This is a genomic window from Streptococcus australis, assembly GCF_019930045.1.
Classification (GTDB): Bacteria; Bacillota; Bacilli; order Lactobacillales; family Streptococcaceae; genus Streptococcus; species Streptococcus australis_D.
The window spans coordinates 1-17,967 of the sequence record NZ_JAHZQQ010000015.1; the positions used below are offsets into that span (position 1 = coordinate 1).

The 17,967-nt window shown below is 40.2% G+C and carries 19 protein-coding genes and 1 pseudogene; all 20 read right to left on the reverse strand.

The features are described 5' to 3' along the window. Positions 1-67 precede the first annotated feature (67 nt). A pseudogene (locus K1J10_RS04415) lies at positions 68-1,363 on the reverse strand (sodium:solute symporter); the annotation flags it as partial. A gap of 27 nt (positions 1,364-1,390) precedes the next feature. Then, positions 1,391-2,308 (reverse strand): N-acetylneuraminate lyase, encoded by a 918-nt coding sequence (locus K1J10_RS04420; protein ID WP_024058029.1) that lies wholly within the window; start codon positions 2,306-2,308, stop codon positions 1,391-1,393. 24 nt (positions 2,309-2,332) lie between these two features. Beyond that, entirely contained in the window at positions 2,333-3,034 is a 702-nt protein-coding gene (locus tag K1J10_RS04425; protein WP_024058030.1) for an N-acetylmannosamine-6-phosphate 2-epimerase, read from the reverse strand. 4 nt (positions 3,035-3,038) lie between these two features. Next, entirely contained in the window at positions 3,039-3,848 is an 810-nt protein-coding gene (locus K1J10_RS04430) for a MurR/RpiR family transcriptional regulator (protein ID WP_049500023.1), read from the reverse strand. 402 nt (positions 3,849-4,250) lie between these two features. Beyond that, a complete protein-coding gene (locus K1J10_RS04435; RefSeq protein WP_223356004.1) occupies positions 4,251-4,838 on the reverse strand; it encodes a CPBP family intramembrane glutamic endopeptidase in 588 nt (195 codons plus the stop codon). Between the two features lie 2 nt (positions 4,839-4,840). Next, positions 4,841-5,074 (reverse strand): hypothetical protein, encoded by a 234-nt coding sequence (locus tag K1J10_RS04440; RefSeq protein ID WP_000840776.1) that lies wholly within the window; start codon positions 5,072-5,074, stop codon positions 4,841-4,843. 12 nt (positions 5,075-5,086) lie between these two features. Beyond that, positions 5,087-5,467 (reverse strand): thioredoxin domain-containing protein, encoded by a 381-nt coding sequence (locus K1J10_RS04445; protein ID WP_223356005.1) that lies wholly within the window; start codon positions 5,465-5,467, stop codon positions 5,087-5,089. Then, a complete protein-coding gene (locus tag K1J10_RS04450) occupies positions 5,460-5,909 on the reverse strand; it encodes a hypothetical protein (protein ID WP_223356006.1) in 450 nt (149 codons plus the stop codon). The genes K1J10_RS04445 and K1J10_RS04450 overlap by 8 nt, the downstream gene beginning before the upstream one ends. Beyond that, positions 5,893-7,251 (reverse strand): DNA (cytosine-5-)-methyltransferase, encoded by a 1,359-nt coding sequence (dcm, locus tag K1J10_RS04455; protein WP_223356007.1) that lies wholly within the window; start codon positions 7,249-7,251, stop codon positions 5,893-5,895. Before dcm ends, K1J10_RS04450 begins: the two co-directional genes overlap by 17 nt. A 97-nt stretch (positions 7,252-7,348) precedes the next feature. After that, positions 7,349-8,128 carry a replication initiator protein A gene (locus K1J10_RS04460; RefSeq protein ID WP_061706398.1) on the reverse strand — a complete coding sequence of 260 codons (780 nt, stop codon included), beginning with the start codon at positions 8,126-8,128 and terminating at the stop codon, positions 7,349-7,351. Beyond that, positions 8,125-8,298 carry a hypothetical protein gene (locus K1J10_RS04465; RefSeq protein WP_000159602.1) on the reverse strand — a complete coding sequence of 58 codons (174 nt, stop codon included), beginning with the start codon at positions 8,296-8,298 and terminating at the stop codon, positions 8,125-8,127. The genes K1J10_RS04460 and K1J10_RS04465 overlap by 4 nt, the downstream gene beginning before the upstream one ends. 208 nt (positions 8,299-8,506) lie before the next feature. Further along, positions 8,507-9,868 (reverse strand): 23S rRNA (uracil(1939)-C(5))-methyltransferase RlmD, encoded by a 1,362-nt coding sequence (gene rlmD, locus K1J10_RS04470; RefSeq protein ID WP_223356008.1) that lies wholly within the window; start codon positions 9,866-9,868, stop codon positions 8,507-8,509. Between the two features lie 63 nt (positions 9,869-9,931). Next, positions 9,932-11,257, reverse strand: coding sequence for an LCP family protein (locus tag K1J10_RS04475; protein WP_223356009.1), 1,326 nt, complete (start codon positions 11,255-11,257; stop codon positions 9,932-9,934). Beyond that, complete coding sequence (gene pheA / locus K1J10_RS04480; RefSeq protein WP_223356010.1) at positions 11,254-12,108, reverse strand: prephenate dehydratase; 855 nt, start codon at positions 12,106-12,108, stop codon at positions 11,254-11,256. The genes K1J10_RS04475 and pheA overlap by 4 nt, the downstream gene beginning before the upstream one ends. Then, positions 12,099-12,584 carry a shikimate kinase gene (locus K1J10_RS04485; protein ID WP_223356011.1) on the reverse strand — a complete coding sequence of 162 codons (486 nt, stop codon included), beginning with the start codon at positions 12,582-12,584 and terminating at the stop codon, positions 12,099-12,101. The genes pheA and K1J10_RS04485 overlap by 10 nt, the downstream gene beginning before the upstream one ends. Continuing rightward, entirely contained in the window at positions 12,577-13,860 is a 1,284-nt protein-coding gene (aroA, locus tag K1J10_RS04490) for a 3-phosphoshikimate 1-carboxyvinyltransferase (protein ID WP_223356012.1), read from the reverse strand. The genes K1J10_RS04485 and aroA overlap by 8 nt, the downstream gene beginning before the upstream one ends. 275 nt (positions 13,861-14,135) lie before the next feature. Beyond that, positions 14,136-14,474, reverse strand: a complete 339-nt coding sequence (locus K1J10_RS04495; protein WP_061564079.1) for a YlbF/YmcA family competence regulator — start codon at positions 14,472-14,474, stop codon at positions 14,136-14,138. A 99-nt stretch (positions 14,475-14,573) separates the two neighbouring features. Continuing rightward, a complete protein-coding gene (locus tag K1J10_RS04500; protein WP_223356013.1) occupies positions 14,574-15,680 on the reverse strand; it encodes a prephenate dehydrogenase in 1,107 nt (368 codons plus the stop codon). A 12-nt stretch (positions 15,681-15,692) separates the two neighbouring features. Then, entirely contained in the window at positions 15,693-16,859 is a 1,167-nt protein-coding gene (aroC, locus tag K1J10_RS04505; protein WP_223356014.1) for a chorismate synthase, read from the reverse strand. Between the two features lie 20 nt (positions 16,860-16,879). Next, the gene (gene aroB / locus K1J10_RS04510) at positions 16,880-17,944 is read right to left on the reverse strand and encodes a 3-dehydroquinate synthase (RefSeq protein ID WP_125330034.1); all 1,065 of its coding nucleotides are present in this window, start codon (positions 17,942-17,944) and stop codon (positions 16,880-16,882) included. Positions 17,945-17,967: the final 23 nt, after the last annotated feature.

Below are 17,967 nucleotides of genomic sequence, written 5' to 3' on the forward strand. Positions count from 1 at the left end.
AGCTTACAGAACTGCTTGTGAAGCTCTAGAGGATGAGTTCAAGTAAATGTTGCACTTATTCTTGCAATTTATCAGAAACAAAACCAAGAATGAATACACCACCAAGTAGACCAAGTACAAGTCCCATGAAACTATTGAACCATTCGTATGCAGATTTAATATCTGAATGAGCCATGATAATGGAAACAACAATTGAGAATAAACCTACTGCTAGAGATACGAATTGTGCAATTTTCGTACGACGATCGTCTGACATATTTTTAGAAATGACATCTTGAATATCCAATGTCCATGAAGTTGCAACAGAGTTCAAACCTGTTGAAATAGTTGATTGAGCTGCTGCATAAATCGCTGCCAAGATCAAACCTGTGACACCTACTGGTAACTGGTATGCAATAAAGTACATAAAGATTTGGTCTTGAGGGATATTGCTAGCTGCACTGCCTGCATTTTGTACTTGATAGAATACGTACAAGCCTGTACCGATCAAGTAAAAGACTGTTGCAGTAGCAAGTGACAAGACACCATTTGTGAACAACATTTTATTAAGTTTCTTAATATTTTGTGTTGTAGTAAAACGTTGAACCAAATCTTGAGATGAAGCATAGGAAGATAAGATTGTAAAGCCTGAACCCATCACAATTAAGAAGATGGAGTTTGAAAGCAAGTTAGGATCGAAAAGTTTTTCATTTGCAGCAAGGAATTTCCCGTTTGCTAATGTTTCTGCTACTGCACCAAAGCCACCTTTAATATTAGCCATCAGTACAAATAAAGCTACAACGACACCACTAATCAGAACCACACCTTGAATAAAGTCTGTCCATAATACGGATTTTAGACCACCAGTATAAGAATAAACAATTGCAATTGCACCCATCAAAATAATCAAAATATTGATGTCAATTCCTGTCAATACTGATAAACCAGCTGATGGGAGGTACATAATGATAGACATACGTCCCAATTGATAAATAATAAACAAGAGTGCTGAAATAATACGAAGTGCTTTAGAATTAAAACGTTTATCCAAGTAATCATATGCCGTATCGATGTCTATCCGTGCAAAGATAGGTAAGATAAAACGAATTGTCAGTGGAATAGCTACAACCATCCCTAATTGAGCAAACCATAAAATCCAGCTACCTGCATAAGAGTTACCAGCGAGTCCCAAGAAGGAAATCGGACTGAGCATTGTGGCAAAAATGGATACCGAAGTAACATACCAAGGAACCGAACCATCTCCTTTAAAGAACTCTTTTCCTTTCATCTCTTTTTTAGAGAAATAGATACCCGCAACCAACACCGCAAGTAAATAAACAATCAAGATAATTAAGTCAATTATTGTAAATCCTGTTGTGCTCATAACATATCTCCATATTGATTTTATTTATTATAAAAATTCTTTTCGTGCTTGTTGAATAAGTACTGCTGCTTGTTTTGCAACCTCCAAGTCACCTTCTGCCAATGCTTCTAAGGGTTGACGAACAGAACCTAAATCAAGTTTTTCATTTAGACGCAAAACCTCTTTTGCTACAGCATACATATTTGCCTTACCTGATACCATCTTATAGATAACTTCATTGATAGCATATTGAAGTTTTTTAGCAGTATCTAAATCTCGTTCTTGAATCAAACTTTCCAATTTCAAGAACAAATCTGGCATAACGCCATAAGTACCACCAATACCAGCTTCTGCTCCCATCAAGCGACCACCAAGATATTGTTCATCTGGACCATTGAATACAATGTAATCTTCTCCACCTGCAGCTACAAACATTTGAATATCTTGTACAGGCATAGAAGAATTTTTAACTCCAATCACACGAGGATTTTGACGCATTGTTGCATACAAACTACCAGTCAATGCAACCCCTGCCAATTGTGGAATATTATAAATGATAAAATCTGTATTTGGCGCAGCTTCACTCATTGCATTCCAATATGCTGCGATTGAATATTCTGGCAATTTGAAGTAAATAGGTGGGATAGCAGCAATAGCATCGACTCCAACACTTTCTGAATGTTTTGCCAATTCAATACTATCTTTCGTGTTATTACATGCAACATGGTTGATAACTGTTAATTTACCTTTGGCAACTTCCATAACAGCTTCAATAATTTGTTTACGATCTTCTACACTTTGGTAAATACATTCACCTGAAGAACCATTTACATAGATACCTTTTACACCTTTGTCAATGAAATATTGAACCAGAGATTTTACACGTTCTTGGCTAATTTCACCATTTTCATCATAGCAAGCATAAAATGCAGGAATAACGCCTTTGTATTTAGTTAAATCTTTCATCAGATTTCTCCTTTATATTGTTTTTTATTTGATGACATTAATAAATCGCTGAGCAATTTCTTTTGGACGTGTAATCGCTCCACCAATGACAACACTGGTAACACCTAAACTATAAGCTTTTTTTAATTGTTCTGGATAATGAATTTTTCCTTCGGCAATTACCGGAATATTAAAATCAGCCAATTTTTTCATTAGTTCAAAATCAGGCTCATCTGATTGTACACTTGTACTTGTGTACCCTGATAATGTTGTACCAACAAAATCAACGCCTGATTTAAATGCATAGAGACCTTCATCAAAATTACTTACATCCGCCATCAACAATTGATTAGGATATTTTTCTTTTATTTTTTTGATAAATTCACTGACAACTAAGCCATCATATCTTGGTCTTAAAGTTGCATCAAATGCAATGACTGTTGTTCCGCATTCTACAAGTTCATCTACTTCTTTCATCGTAGCAGTAATATATGGTTCTTGAGGTGGATAATCTCTTTTGATAATTCCAATTATTGGTAAATCTACTACTTTCTGAATTGCTTTAATATCACGCACAGAATTTGCGCGAATGCCCACTGCTCCTGCCTCTAAAGCTGCTTTAGCCATAAAAGGCATCAAGCTAAATTCTTCATTATAAAGGGGTTCACCGGGTAAAGCTTGACAAGAAACAATGACTCCACCATGGACTTGACTTATAAATTTTTCTTTAGTCCAAATTTGGCTCATTTTATTATTCCTCCTTATGGATAATAGTTTGATTGTAATAATATTGTCTCTCTGGACTTTCCAGATAATGAGAGAATAAGCAGTCTGTAATTAAAAGTATTGGAAACTGAGGTGATATGCGATTGCCATACGAGAGATGATTGATCGAAGCTAATAACAATAATTCATCAAAGAAACAATCTTCTTCGTCAAAATTTCTTGTAGTCATTAAAACTGTTTTAGCGCCTTTATCCGCAGCTTTTTGAAGACCTTCTAGTACAATATCAGTTTGACCTGAAATAGATGCTCCAATGACGAGGCAATTTTCATTAAGTAATAAGCTATTCCACAAAATCATATCCTCGTCTGATAATACTTCACCAATGACTCCGAGACGCATAAATCTCATCTTCATTTCTTGTAAAGCAAGAACAGAACTTCCTTCACCATAAAGATATACACGCTCAGCAGTTTCTATCATCTCAGCAATACGCTCAAGTTGAACTTCATCAAGAACCGTGTAAGTTTTTCTCAACATTTCTTCATAGTCAGATAAAACTTTTTCTGTAGCCTCTGTATACAATGCTAACTTTTCTTTCTCACGAATCATCTCTTGGTATTTGAAAATGAATTGTCTAAAACCTTTAAAACCACATTTTTTCGCAAATCGAGTCAATGTTGCTTTGGATACACTAAGGCTTTCGCACAATGCCTCACATGAATAATTATTAAGAGGTTGCTGTTTTAAGAAGAATTTAGCAATGTCTTTTTCAGCATATGCCATATTTGGTAAGTTAGCTTCTATCATTGGAATTAGTTCTTTTTGTAGTAACATATGAGCTCCTTTGTTAAAGTAAACGTTTACATTATTTATTCTAACACTTATTTTTTTTTTTTTTTCAATATTTTTCATGATTTAGAAACTAGTTTCCAATTTCTTTCATTTCATAACAGAACAACAAATATAAAGATATAACAATTTTTTATTCTTTATATTTGTATTTTATGCCTTTTAAGAACATTTATCGACGTCGATATACTCGTATATACATGTTTTATTAATTTATATTTTTATTTTATTATTTCTTTCGGAATTTCTATACAACATTTTATTTCTAAAAAAATAGAAAAAATGTTCCTAGTTTCTTTATTTTATACTGTTAATACATTTTTGTTTCCGAATTAATAATAATCCTATAAAAACTACTGATTTATGAGATAAATCAGAACACCTATTTTAAAAAAGCAGCAAACTATAAACTAGTAGGTTCCACACCAAATGTAGCCCCATACTACCCCATAAGTCCGATTTATAGCGCACCATCCCTAAAAACATTCCCAATGAAACATATGAACACCAAGCTAGAATGGTTCCTGGATGATGAGCTAAGGCAAATAAAACACTTGTCAAAGCAACTCGAATATCTAATTTTCTGACCAAGTTCCATAAAATTTCTCTATACAGAAATTCTTCAACCATACTCGCATTGATTAAAAACAATAAAAATGAAAACCAAGGAACTTGATGTTGAAGGCCAATTAAGTTTGCTTGATTCGTGCTTCCTTGAGCATGAATCAGACTTAAACATAGACTTATAATCAGTAGGCTGACAAATCCAATACCAAGCCATTTTATCCTAGTTTTCAAATTAACCTTGATCACTTGTTTTCGTTGACCATACATCCCTAAAAAAGAAATGAGCGATGCACCATAGAGAATCTGTAGTATAGTTAACTCACCGATACAAAGAAATTTCAGTAAGTATAGAGATACCAATAGGACATTTACTTGTTGGAATATATAAACTGGAATTATTCTTTTCATAGTTACCTCCGAAATAAATCTTCATAATCTAAATCTAATACCTGCACAATCCTTTCTACCCATGGACTTTGAGGCATTCGTTGTTCCATCTTATAGTGGCGAATCTTTTGATACAAACGATTCAATTCACTTGGATAGTGAAACTCTCCCGCAAACATTTTTCTGGTTAACTCAATCCAGCTGATATTTCTTTCAGCCAAAATAATGGACAAGTTCTCCCAAAATCGTTCAGCCATATTGCTTCTCCTTTAGTTAGATAAATAATGTGTTTGTGCCATGTAAATCAATTGTTTCGTATCTCTTGGCAATAAAGCTCTAGCCTCCTCTAGATTCAGATTTGGATAAACCCGCTTATTTGAAACCGCAAGAGGAAGTCTAATAGTTAGTTCAGGATTTTTTAATATCATTTCAATGAAATCTGTTAATTTTAGATTGTCACGGTTCTTAAATCGTAATAAATTAGGAGATAAAAACTCAAAACAATCTGAAGAATAGCTCATCAGCTCAATTAATTTATCCTTTGTCATTTCAGAAACTGAATGACAAGATACCTCGATGCCATAGTTTTGGAAGAAGTCTAAAAGAAGTTGATTTCTTTGGCTATTTTTACTTAGATAGAGATCAATCATGGGAGACCTCCCAAAGATTCGGTTCCATTTGATATTCTGAGACTATTAAGGAATCTAATAAATTTGCGAAGTTAATCGGTTTCTTGTCTTCATCATAAGCTTTTACAGTTACTTGGGTTGTAAGTATTCCCTCTTTTCCCTCGGCTCGATAGCCTTGTCCATATAAAACAAAAACAAGATTCTGATTATCATCTACAAAGGCATCAGCTCCGTTCTTTATATCCTGACTTTCAAGGAATTCCATAATGTTTTGAAGATAGGATTCGTAAAATAGGGGGTAGTTGTGTTTTTTATGGTAATCATCTAAAAATGTCACCTCAAACTCACATGGATAATTGGACATCAAAAATATTTGTTCATCCAGCTGTTTGATTTCTGCGTCATGTAATTCTGTTTCTAATTCATCACAATCTAGTATTGATTCTTTATTTAATGCTTTCATCTTTTTCCTCTATTTCTTTTAATTTTTTTGCGATTGCGGCAATCACAGGAACGGTTACACTATTACCAGCTTGTTTATAGAGCTGACTATTACTAGAGACTTTTCTAGCAGCTTCAAAAGCCCAATCAGGAAAGCCCTGCAGTCTAAAACACTCTTTAGGAGTGATTCGTCGTATCCTCAAACGGTAAAATTGCCCATCAATTAAGACACCAGCTACTTGGTAAACTTGTTTATCTTCTCCTTCATAGCTAGCCACTACTACTCCCATTTGCCCACTAGTTGTTAACGTATTCGCTATACCTTTTCCAACTCTACCACGACGATACTGAGAACTTGGTCTTTCTAAATTGATTGAATCGCCAATCTCTGCTTGAGCATATCCTTTTTTCGTTGCCTCTCGGACTTTTAGAAATTTGATTGGTTCTGGAATCAGTATTTTGGGAATTTTATCTCCACCTTGCATCGTAGTCAGTGTTGGAGATAAGCCCTCACTTCCATAGACGCGACCGGTCTCCTTAAAGCTAGTTGGTAAATCTCCAACAACGACAATACCATGGCGATCCTGAGTATTTAAAGTAAACATTGGCTCTTGATTATCCTTGAAACGTCTACCATTTTGTCTTTTTTCTAATCTGTCTGGTGTCATACAAGGAATCGCAACTTTAAATCCTTCTCCTTTTCCACGAACTAAGGTTGGTGCAAGACCTTCTGAATAATAGACTTTACCACTCATTCCACTTTTTGATGGATTCAAATTCCCTAATATTTTTAAAGTCTCAGAGTTAGTTGCTTGACCTTCTCGTCTGAAAGGAAATAGGAGTCTGGTACCTCTCTTTCTAGAATGTCCGATAATAAACACCCTCTCTCTGTTTTGGGGAACGCCAAAATCCTTACTGTTAAGCACCTGCCACTCAACATCAAACCCCAATTCATCAAGCGTGGTAAGGATTGTGGTGAACGTCCGTCCCTTATCGTGATTGAGTAGGCCTTTAACATTTTCAAGAAAAAGAAAACGTGGTTGGATTTGTTTGGCCGCTCGAGCAATTTCAAAGAATAAAGTGCCTCTAGTATCTTCAAATCCCAATCGTCTTCCTGCGATTGAAAATGCTTGACAAGGGAATCCCCCACAGATGACATCGACTTTCCCTCTAAGTTTTTTAAATTCGTCATCTGAAACATCTCGTATGTCATGAAATTCAATTTCTCCTTCCGTTTGAAAAATGGACTTATAAGATTCTCTAGCAAATTTATCAATCTCACAAAATCCAATACACTCGTGTCCAACACTTTCCATTCCTAGTCGAAAACCACCGATACCTGAAAATAAATCAATAAATCTCATTTCTTTACCCCCTTTCCTGATCGACTATCAATGTCCAAATAGTCACACCACTTGAAATGACAATGAGCATAACTAATATCCACTCGATTGGCGACATTTAACCACCTCCTTTTCTAACACGGTTATTCCAAACGGAATACAAGCCATTAAACACAAATTCAGCCAAAACTTCCGCTCGTCTAACAAAGCGAACATTGTCAAGAGCATACTGATAGATTCTCTCAAAATCAGTCATAGCAATTTCACTGGCTGTTTCAGAAAAACCTTCTCGTCTAAATTGATCTTGTACCAATCCCCAAATATAATCTCGATCATATTTTGTGACCTTTTCTACTTTTCTTTTCAAGATAGGTTGAGTATTCCTATCCTCCTCATCCTCAATAAATAAAGAATCAGTCTCACTATATTTAGTCTCACTAACTTCAGTCTCACTAGGGGCTGAATGTGAGACGGGGGCCGTTTCATTTTCAACCTGCCCTAGTCTTTTTTTAACACTAGGCCTGTTTGAATTACCTACTGGGGTAGTAGACAACTCCCCTAAATAAATCTTATTAGCTAGTCTCCCTTTCTCACTTGAAGACTGTTGGACTTCATCAATTAGGTCATATTCTTTTAGAATTTTTTTGATTGATAGTAATTTTGACTTCGAACAACCTAACAGCCTCATCAGTTTAGAATTAGAAAATACTAAATAAACCGCTCCTTCTTCATCTATCCAACCACGACTAAGAGATAATTCTAAACGATCTTTTAAAATAGAATAAGCCACCTTTACTTCTAGTTTCATATCCATATATTTCTCATCCTCAAAAAGAATTTTAGGTAATTTGTAATACCGTTCTGAAGTTTGGTATTGATTTGCGGTAATTCGTTTCATAGCGCACCTCCAAGTTCTTTGAGTGTTAAATCTCCGCTTGATTCCAATTGAACCAAGCCACTTTTTTCCAATTCAGCCATAAGAGAGATGGCTTCAACAATGTCAATTCCCATTTCACGTACTAAAAATGAAATGACAATATAGCGTGATGATTGTAATTCTTTTGTCATTTTCCCTCCTGAAAATAAAAAAAGGAGAACAATATACAATTGTTCTCTCTTTAGATAAATATTTATTGTTGTATTCATTTTTCCGATGCGCAAACGACATCTACAAATACATATACATCTATGTGCCTTTTTAGGACTTTTTTGACGTCAAAATTGCCTTTATCTACAAATACAAAATGCTTGTAAAATAGCTTAAAATCAAGGATTTTTACCCTTTTTTTCGTTGTAGCAACACTACACACTCCACGTGGTGCGTCTGTGGAAATAGATCCACCGGCTGAACTTTCTTCAATTCGTAGCCCAACTCTTGATAGAGTTTGATATCACGCGCCATGGTGGCTACGTTACAAGAGATATAGGCGATGCGGTCAGCTCCTGTTTGGGCGCTTGCTTTGATAAAGCTTTCGGTCAAGCCCTTGCGTGGTGGATCGACCAGGATGGCGGTTGGTTGGATGCCTTCCTTGAGCCAATTTTTCATGGCATTTTCAGCTGTGTCACAGACATAGTGGGCATTGGTGATGCCATTTAGACTAGCATTCTTCTGGCTATTCTCTACTGCTTCAGGGATGACTTCTACCCCATAGACTTCCTTGACATGCTTAGCGACGGATAAACCAATGGTCCCAATTCCAGAGTAGGCATCAATCACGACATCCTCTGCTTTTAACTCCGCAAAATAAATAGCTGTCTGATAAAGCTTCTCTGCCATTTCGGTATTGACCTGATAAAAGGCTGGTCCAGAGATTTGGAAATCATTTCCCAACATTTGATCCGTAATATAGTCTTGACCATAGAGAACCCGCCATTCTTTTCCAAAAATGGCATTGGTATTCTGGTCATTAATATTTTGCATAACAGATTTGATAGCTGGGAATTGCTTGATCAGCTGCTCGATCAACTGGTCCACACGGAACACCTTGGGACGAGTGGTGACCAAAATGACCATGATTTCTCCAGAATGATGTCCTCGACGAACCACAAGGTTACGAATTAAGCCAGACTGTTCCTTCTCATCATAAGGCTTGAGGTCAAAACGACGAATCAAATCTCGAAGAGCCAAGACCACTTGGTCAATGACTGGATCTTGGATATAAAAGTCTTCAATCGGCATCAAATCATGAGAGTTCTTCCGAAAGAAGCCTGTTTCGACCTGACCATTGACACGACGAACAGGGACTTGGGCCTTATTGCGATACTGGACGGGATGATCCATCCCCAAGGTCAGGGGCACTTCGATATCAGAGATTCCTGCCATCTTGTAAAGGCTATCCTTGACCTGCTTGGCCTTGAATTTCAGCTGCTCCGGATAAGCTAGGTGGCCCAAGTCAGCAATGCCGCTTCGCAAGTAAGCCAAATCTAGTTCTTCATTACGATGAGGGGATTTTTCTAAGTACTTTTCTACTTTTCCGTAGCCGATCTTTTTGTTGACTTTAAGCACGCGCATGCGGATGACTTCTCGTGGTAGGGCATTCTCTACAAAAAAGACCAGGCCATCGACCTTAGCCACCCCTGCTCCTTCATGGGTCAAATCGACAATATCAACGGTTACAATATCATTTTTCTTTAACATGGTGTTCAATCTTTCTAAAAAATAAAAGGGATGGAGTTTACAGACTCCTATCCCTTAATTATATCATCTTAGGCCCATTTGGGACAATTTCTTTTTATAAGCATCGAAATCGACCAGCAAGCCTTGTCCGCCATACATATCATAGGCATCGACCCAATCACCATTTTCTGGAATGGTAATGCGTTCAATCCCCTTGCTGGCACTTCCGACTAAGCCAATCCCGTTTGTCAACAAGAAGGAGAAGGGGACATTGGTTGAGGTCATAGCGAAGACCTTTCCTAGTGCTTCAGATCCAGTAAAGAGCTTGGTTGGATCCTTGATTTGGTGAACAATGGCAGACATAACTTCTTGTTGGCGTCTTGTCCGGCCAAAGTCGCCCTCATCATCCTTACGGAAACGAGCATAGTTGAGGAGGGTCCGGCCATCCATCCGTTGTTTTCCGACCTTAATGGTCTGATTTGGAACGACGCCATCTTTCATGTTCAAATCGTCTGGCACTTCCACTTCACTGACCTTTTCACCATCAATAGTGGAAAACTGCGCATTCATCTCGACCCCATTTGGGAAGAGGGTATCAATGGCTGTCGCAAAGGTTTGGAAATCAACCATGGCGTAGTATTGGATATCAATGTCAAAGTTATCCTTGAGCATCTGACGGACCAATTCCGCCCCCTGGTTGTTATTCTGCTCTCCAATGGTAAAGGCCGTATTCAGCTTCTGGTCATAGTAATCTTGATATTCTGGATCTGTTTGCTGGCTTACGCCATCGATATGAACCAAAGTATCCCGCATGAAGCTGACCAGTTTCACCTTGCCGTCCTTGTTGTTGACATTGACGACCATGATAGAGTCCGTTCGCGTCTCAGACGAGCTTTCCCCTATTCGACCATCTGTTCCCAAGATCAGGATATTAACCCCGTCTTTGGTCTTCTGACCGTTGAAATACTCTTTAACAGCTGGTTGGGCGTTGGTCCCACCAGGTTTACTATTCAAGCCTTTAATAAACATAAAGACCATTCCACCAAGGACCAACAAGAGGAAAACGGCAATCCACTTTAAAATACGTTTGAAGCGGATTTTTTTCCCCTTCTTACGTTTGGGAAGAGCTGCTACTTCCTCTCGTTTCTTTTTATTAGATTTGGGTTTATCCTTTCGGCTCCGTGATGGATAGACTGGTAATTCATCAGACTCGTTTTCTCTGCTATTTGAAGAAACCACAGATTCTTCTGCACTTGCTGAAACGGGGTCATCTTGGAATTGTCCCTCTGATTTATTTTTTAAGTACTTGTATTCCAACTGCTCTTTCTCATTCAGATAATGATAGTTGGAATAAAGATAATCCAATCTCTTTTGTTCATGATAGGATAGGTTTTCTGATTCTTTACTCATACGTTCTCCGTTTCATTGTTGTTTAGCACATAGACCGAATAGTGGCCCAAGGTTTTGATAGATGCTCCTAAGGATTCCAGTTCTTGATAGGCAGAAGCAAACAGTGATTCGTCAGCATCCACCACATCGATAATAAAAAAATATTCCCCTAGGACCGTCTTTAAAGGACGACTCTCAATTTTTGTTAAATTTAATTCTCTGGAAGCAAATGTAGCTAAGGCCCGGCATAAAGAACCTGCAATATTACTTGGTAAGGTAATGGCCAGACTATTCTTACAGGAAACTTTCTTTAAGGAATGACTACCTTTAAAAGGTCGCTGACCAAGAATCCAAAAGCGGGTATAATTTTGATCCATCTCTTGAATGTTCCTCGCTACAACTTCCAGACCATATTCATCCTTGACCTCCAAAGGCGCAATGGCTGCAATAGGAAGCTCTGGATGTTGAGAGACATATCGAGCTGCATAGGATGTCGAAGTTGTCATCTCTAGTCTGGCTTGAGGAAAATGTTCCTGAACATAGGCTTTCCCTTGAGCTAATGCTTGAGGATGCGAATAGATCACTTCAATGGATTGATCCTGCTTAACTGCCAAAAGTTGTTGCTTAATGGGATAGACCACTTCTGCAATAGCCTGGAAACGAGCCTGGTGAAAGAGGTAGTCAATCGTCTCATGGACACTGCCTTCGATGGAGTTCTCAACAGGGATGACCGCATACTCTACTTGAGCGGATTCATAGGCTTTCATCACTTCTGTAATGGAGTCATAAGGGCGTAATTCACCATCTTCAAAACTTTCCAGAGCTACATGATGGGTAAAGGATCCCTTAGGACCGAGATAAGCTACAAACATCGGATCATCTCCACAATTTTTTCAGGTGTCTTATCAGTAACATCAATCACATGTGTGGCTACTTCTTCATAAAAGGGCAGGCGTTGTTCATACAAAGCACGAAACTCTTCTTGGTTCATAGCAAGAAAGAGAGGGCGCTTAGTTGCAGGATCAGCGGCCAATCTTTGATAAAGCCGCTCAAAATCAATCCGCAAATAAATATTACAAGCATTCTTCTTGAGAAGCTCGCGATTTTCTGGCTTCAGGACAATGCCTCCACCAGTTGCAATGACCGAGCTCTGTCCATCGAGCAACTCTTGCAATAAAAGTGACTCTTGCAAGCGAAAACTCTCCTCACCATAGCGGGTAAAATAGTCAACAATCGGCATTTCTAAGCGTCGAACTAAGAGTGCATCCATATCAGCAAAAGCTGGATCCAACAAACGACCAATAGTCGTTTTCCCTGCTCCCATAAAGCCAAGTAGTATTTTAGGCATGAGACACCTTTTCTAAGTCTGCAAAGAAGGAAGGGTAACTGGTATTAATTGCTTCAGCACGCGCAAGCTCCACTTCACCATCTCTTACAAGCAAGGCTGCGATAGCTCCCATCATGCCGATCCGGTGGTCGCCAAAGGTTTGTAGACTAGCACCATGCAAAGGCGTTTTCCCTTCAATGATCATACCATCCTCTGTTGGGATGATGGAAGCCCCCATGGCATTTAGACTATCCGCCACGACTTGAATGCGATCCGTTTCTTTAACTTTTAGTTCTTCAGCATCTTTGATAATGGTGTTCCCAGAAGCTTGGGTTGCCAAAAGAGCAATGATTGGAAGCTCATCAATCAAGCGAGGAATCAGATCACCCGAAATTTCAGTTCCATGGAGGTCTGAAGTCTCTACCACAAGGGTCGCAGCCTTAGCAAGTGGATCAACATCCAAGATTTGAAGCTTGCCACCCATTTTTTCAATAACCTCTAGAATGCCTGTACGTGTCTCGTTAATCCCAACATTTTCAAGTCGAATCTTACTATTTGGGATAATCAAACCAGCTACTAACCAAAAGGCTGCACTGGAAATATCACCTGGTACCGTCACCTCACAAGCTTGAAAGCGTTGAGGCCCCCGTAAACGAATTTCTTTGCCTTCCACGCGAATCTGGCCACCGAACTGCTGAATCATATCTTCAGTATGATTCCGTGTCAGCTCCTTCTCCAGAATAACTGACTCTCCTTCTGCCTGCATAGCTGCAAAAAGTAGAGCTGACTTAACCTGAGCAGAAGCTACCGGTAATGAATAATGGATTGGTTGTAACTCTTTTGATCCATGCAGATGAAGGGGCAACATGTCTCGTTCTGTTTGACCTTGGACAGTAACTCCCATCTCTCGAAGGGGGATCGCTACTCGGTCCATAGGTCGTTTGGACAAGCTATCATCTCCAACCATGGTAACTGGGAAGGGACTTCCTGCTAAGACACCCACTATCAATCGAGTAGAGGTGCCTGAATTTCCCATATCCAGATCATTCTTAGGCTGTTGAAAGGCTTCGAAGCCTTTCCCCTCAATGGTGATCACTTGACCATCATCTTGGATAGAGACGCCTAGGTCCCTAAATACTTGAATAGTGGATAAGACATCTTCACCACGTAAGATATCATAGACCTTAGTGGTTCCATGAGCAAGGCTACCAAAGATAATCGAACGATGACTGATTGATTTATCCCCTGGAACACGAATAATTCCATTCAAACCCTTACAATTCGTTTGTAATTTCATGGCTTACCCCTTCAAGCTTTTCTAAAAATTTTACCATAAAAAACAGCCATTTTCAATGTTCACTTGGAAGGACCCGCAAGATGGGAGAGAAAAAGAGGCTGGGACAAAAGTCCTAGCCTCTCATTTGTCTTTGGATTGTCGAGCAAGACGCAGTGGTTGAGTGGGCTCTACTACGCTGATTTCATCAGCTTTTACAGCCCTACTCAACTGTGCGGATGTGGGACGACGAAATCGAATTCTAACGAATTAACGATTTCTTTCCCACTCTCTCTCCCTTATTTAAATAAATCCTGAACTGGATCAAAAATAATCCGTTCAATATCTCCTAGATAAACAGACAATTGCTGTTGTTTGGTGAAAAACTCATTTACAATTGGGTTTCCTTGTAACTTCCCAGCAAAGTCCTGCATTTTCTTTTGTTGGTCTTCAGTTGGCATTTGTCCAGACTGGATGACTCCATGAATTTCTTGTTGGAAAGCCAGGTAGTCACCGAATAATGCTTTTGCATCGGCATCGGCATCAATGGCTTCCTTACTAGCAAGGACAGCCTTGTATTCTGGTAAGTCACGAATTCCTCGTGACAATTCATTGGCTAGATCATAAATGTTTGACATGTGATTTCTCCTTAACAATTTGGTTTTGTTCTATTATACAAAGATTCTGGTACAACTTGTGTTAGAAACTGCTATTTTTGTAAAAATCCTACTTGGGACCTATTTGATCACTACGCTATAATCCGTTTTCTCGGTGATCAGAGCTTCGGCCCGTGCTTGATCTGCAGCTGTCTTAAAGGAAATCTGAAGAATTCCGTAGACATCTTCCCGGTTTTCCTCATTGATGTGAATATTGACCAAGGAGGTACCACGAAGCAATTCGAGGATCCGAAGGATGACATCTTCTTCGTCTGGAACATCCACAAAAATATCGAAGGTGCTTTCCACCCCTCCTCTTTTATGGATCTGCATATGTTGCCGTTGCTCTCGACTATGGTCAAAGAAGGCCCAAATCGCTTCTTCTTGCCCTTGTCTGATCATGTCGGCAACTTGCTCAAGACGATCCTTAAAATCCGCTATCCGATCAAGAACCGAAGCTGGATTAGATAGCAAAACTGAGGTCCACATACTTGGCTCACTCTCCGCAATCCGCGTCATATCACGAAATCCTCCTGCAGCAAAGCGACCTGCTAGGGCATGCTCTTCTGTATAAGCAGCTGCTTGTCCCATCAGGGTAGCCGCCAATACGTGAGGAAAGTGGCTGATCTGAGAAGTAACCCGATCGTGTTCGATAGGATCCACTTCGATGAAGCGGGCTCCAAGCCCTGAGAGTAAATCCTTCAATTCCAAGACCGCACTTGAGTCTGTCGTAGCTGTTGGGGTAAAAATATAGTAGGCATTTTCAAAGAGCGTGGAGTCAGCTGAGGCAGCTCCTGTCTTGTGACTTCCCGCCATGGGATGCCCGCCGACAAAACGGACTGGGAGATGTCTAAAAGCATTTTCGCCAGCTTCTACAATGGCCCCCTTGGTGGAGCCCACATCCGTCACAATGACTCCTTCTTTCAGTGGCATTCTCGCCAGTTGCTGAAAGGTTTGAATGCTTTGCTTGACGGGCAAAGAGACGATGATAACATCTGCATGACTAGCAAAATCTTCCAAATCAGCTGTCACCTCATCAACAATTCCCTTCTTCAGAGCAATATCTCGTGAGGCCTGACTACGATTATAACCTAGTAGAGTTACTTGCGGATGAGCTTTTCGGATCCCCATAGCTAACGAAGCGCCAATCAGTCCAAGACCGACGATATAAACAACCTTTTCTTCCATCTATTTCTCCAGTTAGAAAGCTTTGGTATAGGCCCGATGACGCTCGACAGCCTCCTTCAATTCTTCCAGATTATCAGAAGAGAACTTGTCCAAGACTTCTGTGGCTAAGACCGTTGCCACCACAGCTTCCATGACAACTCCTGCAGCTGGAAGTGCTGTTGGATCACTCCGCTCCACCGTTGCCTTATACGGTTCGTGCGTTTCAATATCGACACTCATGAGGGGTTTATAAAGAGTTGGGATTGGTTTCATTACTCCACGGACGATAATTGGCTCTCCATTGGTCATGCCACCTTCAAATCCGCCCAGATGATTGGTTCGGCGAGTATACCCATCTTGCTCAGACCAGAGAATTTCGTCCATGACTTGACTGCCTTTACGACGACCTGCTTCAAAGCCTAGCCCGAACTCTACACCTTTAAAGGCATTGATAGAGACAACCCCTTGAGCGATCTTAGCATCCAATTTCTTATCCCATTGGACAAAAGAACCCAGACCGACAGGCACACCACCTACAATCGTTTCGACGATCCCTCCGATGGTTTCCCCCTCTTTCTTCACGCTATCGATATAGGCCTTGATTTCCTCTTCTCGCTCTCGATTAACGATGGAAACCTCTGATTGAGCGACCGCTTCCTTGATTTGGGAAACCGTTAGATTTTCCGGAACCTCTACTTCGATGCCACCGAAATTGACGATGTGGCTGGCTACTTGAACCCCAATCTCTTCCAATAGTCGTTTGGCTACTGCACCAACTGCTACCCGCATGGTTGTTTCCCGAGCGGATGAGCGTTCCAAAGAATTTCGTAAGTCATCGAAACGGTACTTGATTCCGCCGACCAAATCAGCGTGGCCTGGACGAGGCTTGGTAATTTTCCGGAGCCCCTTCTTCTTTTCCTCCACATCACTGACAGACATGATCTCCAGCCATTTTTGATGGTCTAGATTGGTGACATTCAAAGTGATAGGACCTCCCATGGTCAAGCCATGGCGAACACCAGAGGTGATCTCGACTTGATCGCTTTCAATCTTCATCCGTGCTCCACGACCGTAGCCACCCTGGCGACGTTTTAGTTCGACGTTGATATAATCAGCTGTCAAAGGGAGCCCTGCTGGCACTCCTTCGATAATAGCTGTAAGTCGAGGTCCGTGTGATTCTCCTGCTGTTAAATAACGCATGGTATCTCCTTTGTCGCTTTCTAGTGTAAGAAGTCTCTCATTTCTTCCAACGGAACTGGATGGATTTGACAAGTCCCAATTTCAGGTACCAAAACGAGTTTCAATTGATTGCCCCTCGCCTTCTTGTCCAAGGTCAAGGCCTGATAAAGCTTTTCCTTATCCCAAGTATGGAATTCTACTGGTAAGCCAAATTTTTGACACATTTGGCAAATAGCCTGCGTTAAACCGGCTTGAACCAATCCCTTGGCTTCTGCAACCTTAGTAACTTGCACCATTCCTATCGCAACGGCTTCTCCGTGCATGACCTGGCCATAACCGGCTGTTGCTTCGATCGCATGACCAAGGGTATGACCGAAATTCAAATAAAGACGAATGCCCTGGTCTAACTCATCTTCGACGACCATCTTGCGCTTGACTTGACAGGAATGGGCAATCAGGGATTCTGCATGCTCATAAATAGACTCAATGGAGCCATCCATTTGATCCAGTTCTTCCCATAAGGCAGGATCTTCGATGAGACCGTACTTAATGACTTCCCCCATGCCCTCGATCAACTCGCGCTTGCCAAGAGTCCGCAGCACTTCAGGGTCAATCAATACCCCATCCGGTTGGGCAAAAGTTCCTACCATGTTCTTTGCATAGAGTGTATTGACTCCGGTCTTACCTCCGATAGAGGAGTCAACCTGAGCCGTCAAACTAGTCGGTACTTGGACGAAATGAATCCCCCGCATATAGGTGGAAGCCACAAAGCCTGCTAGATCACCGACAACACCACCCCCAAGAGCGAGAATGCCGTCTGATCGTGTCATCCCATTTTTCGCTAAAAATTCATAGACTTTCTGAACGGTCGTCAGATTTTTACTAGCTTCTCCTTCTAGGAACTCATAGCTAATCACTGTAAATCCTTCACTTTCAAGGCTTTTTACCACCTGACTTGCATAAAGAGACCCTACATGGTTGTCTGTTATGATTGCTACTTTTTGAGCTTTCCATAATTGACTGAGCCAGGTTCCAACCTTTTGGATCGCTCCATTCTCAATGACAATCTCATAACCATTCTTTGGTAGATCTACATTCACCTTCATAAGGATCTCCTTTCAAATCAATG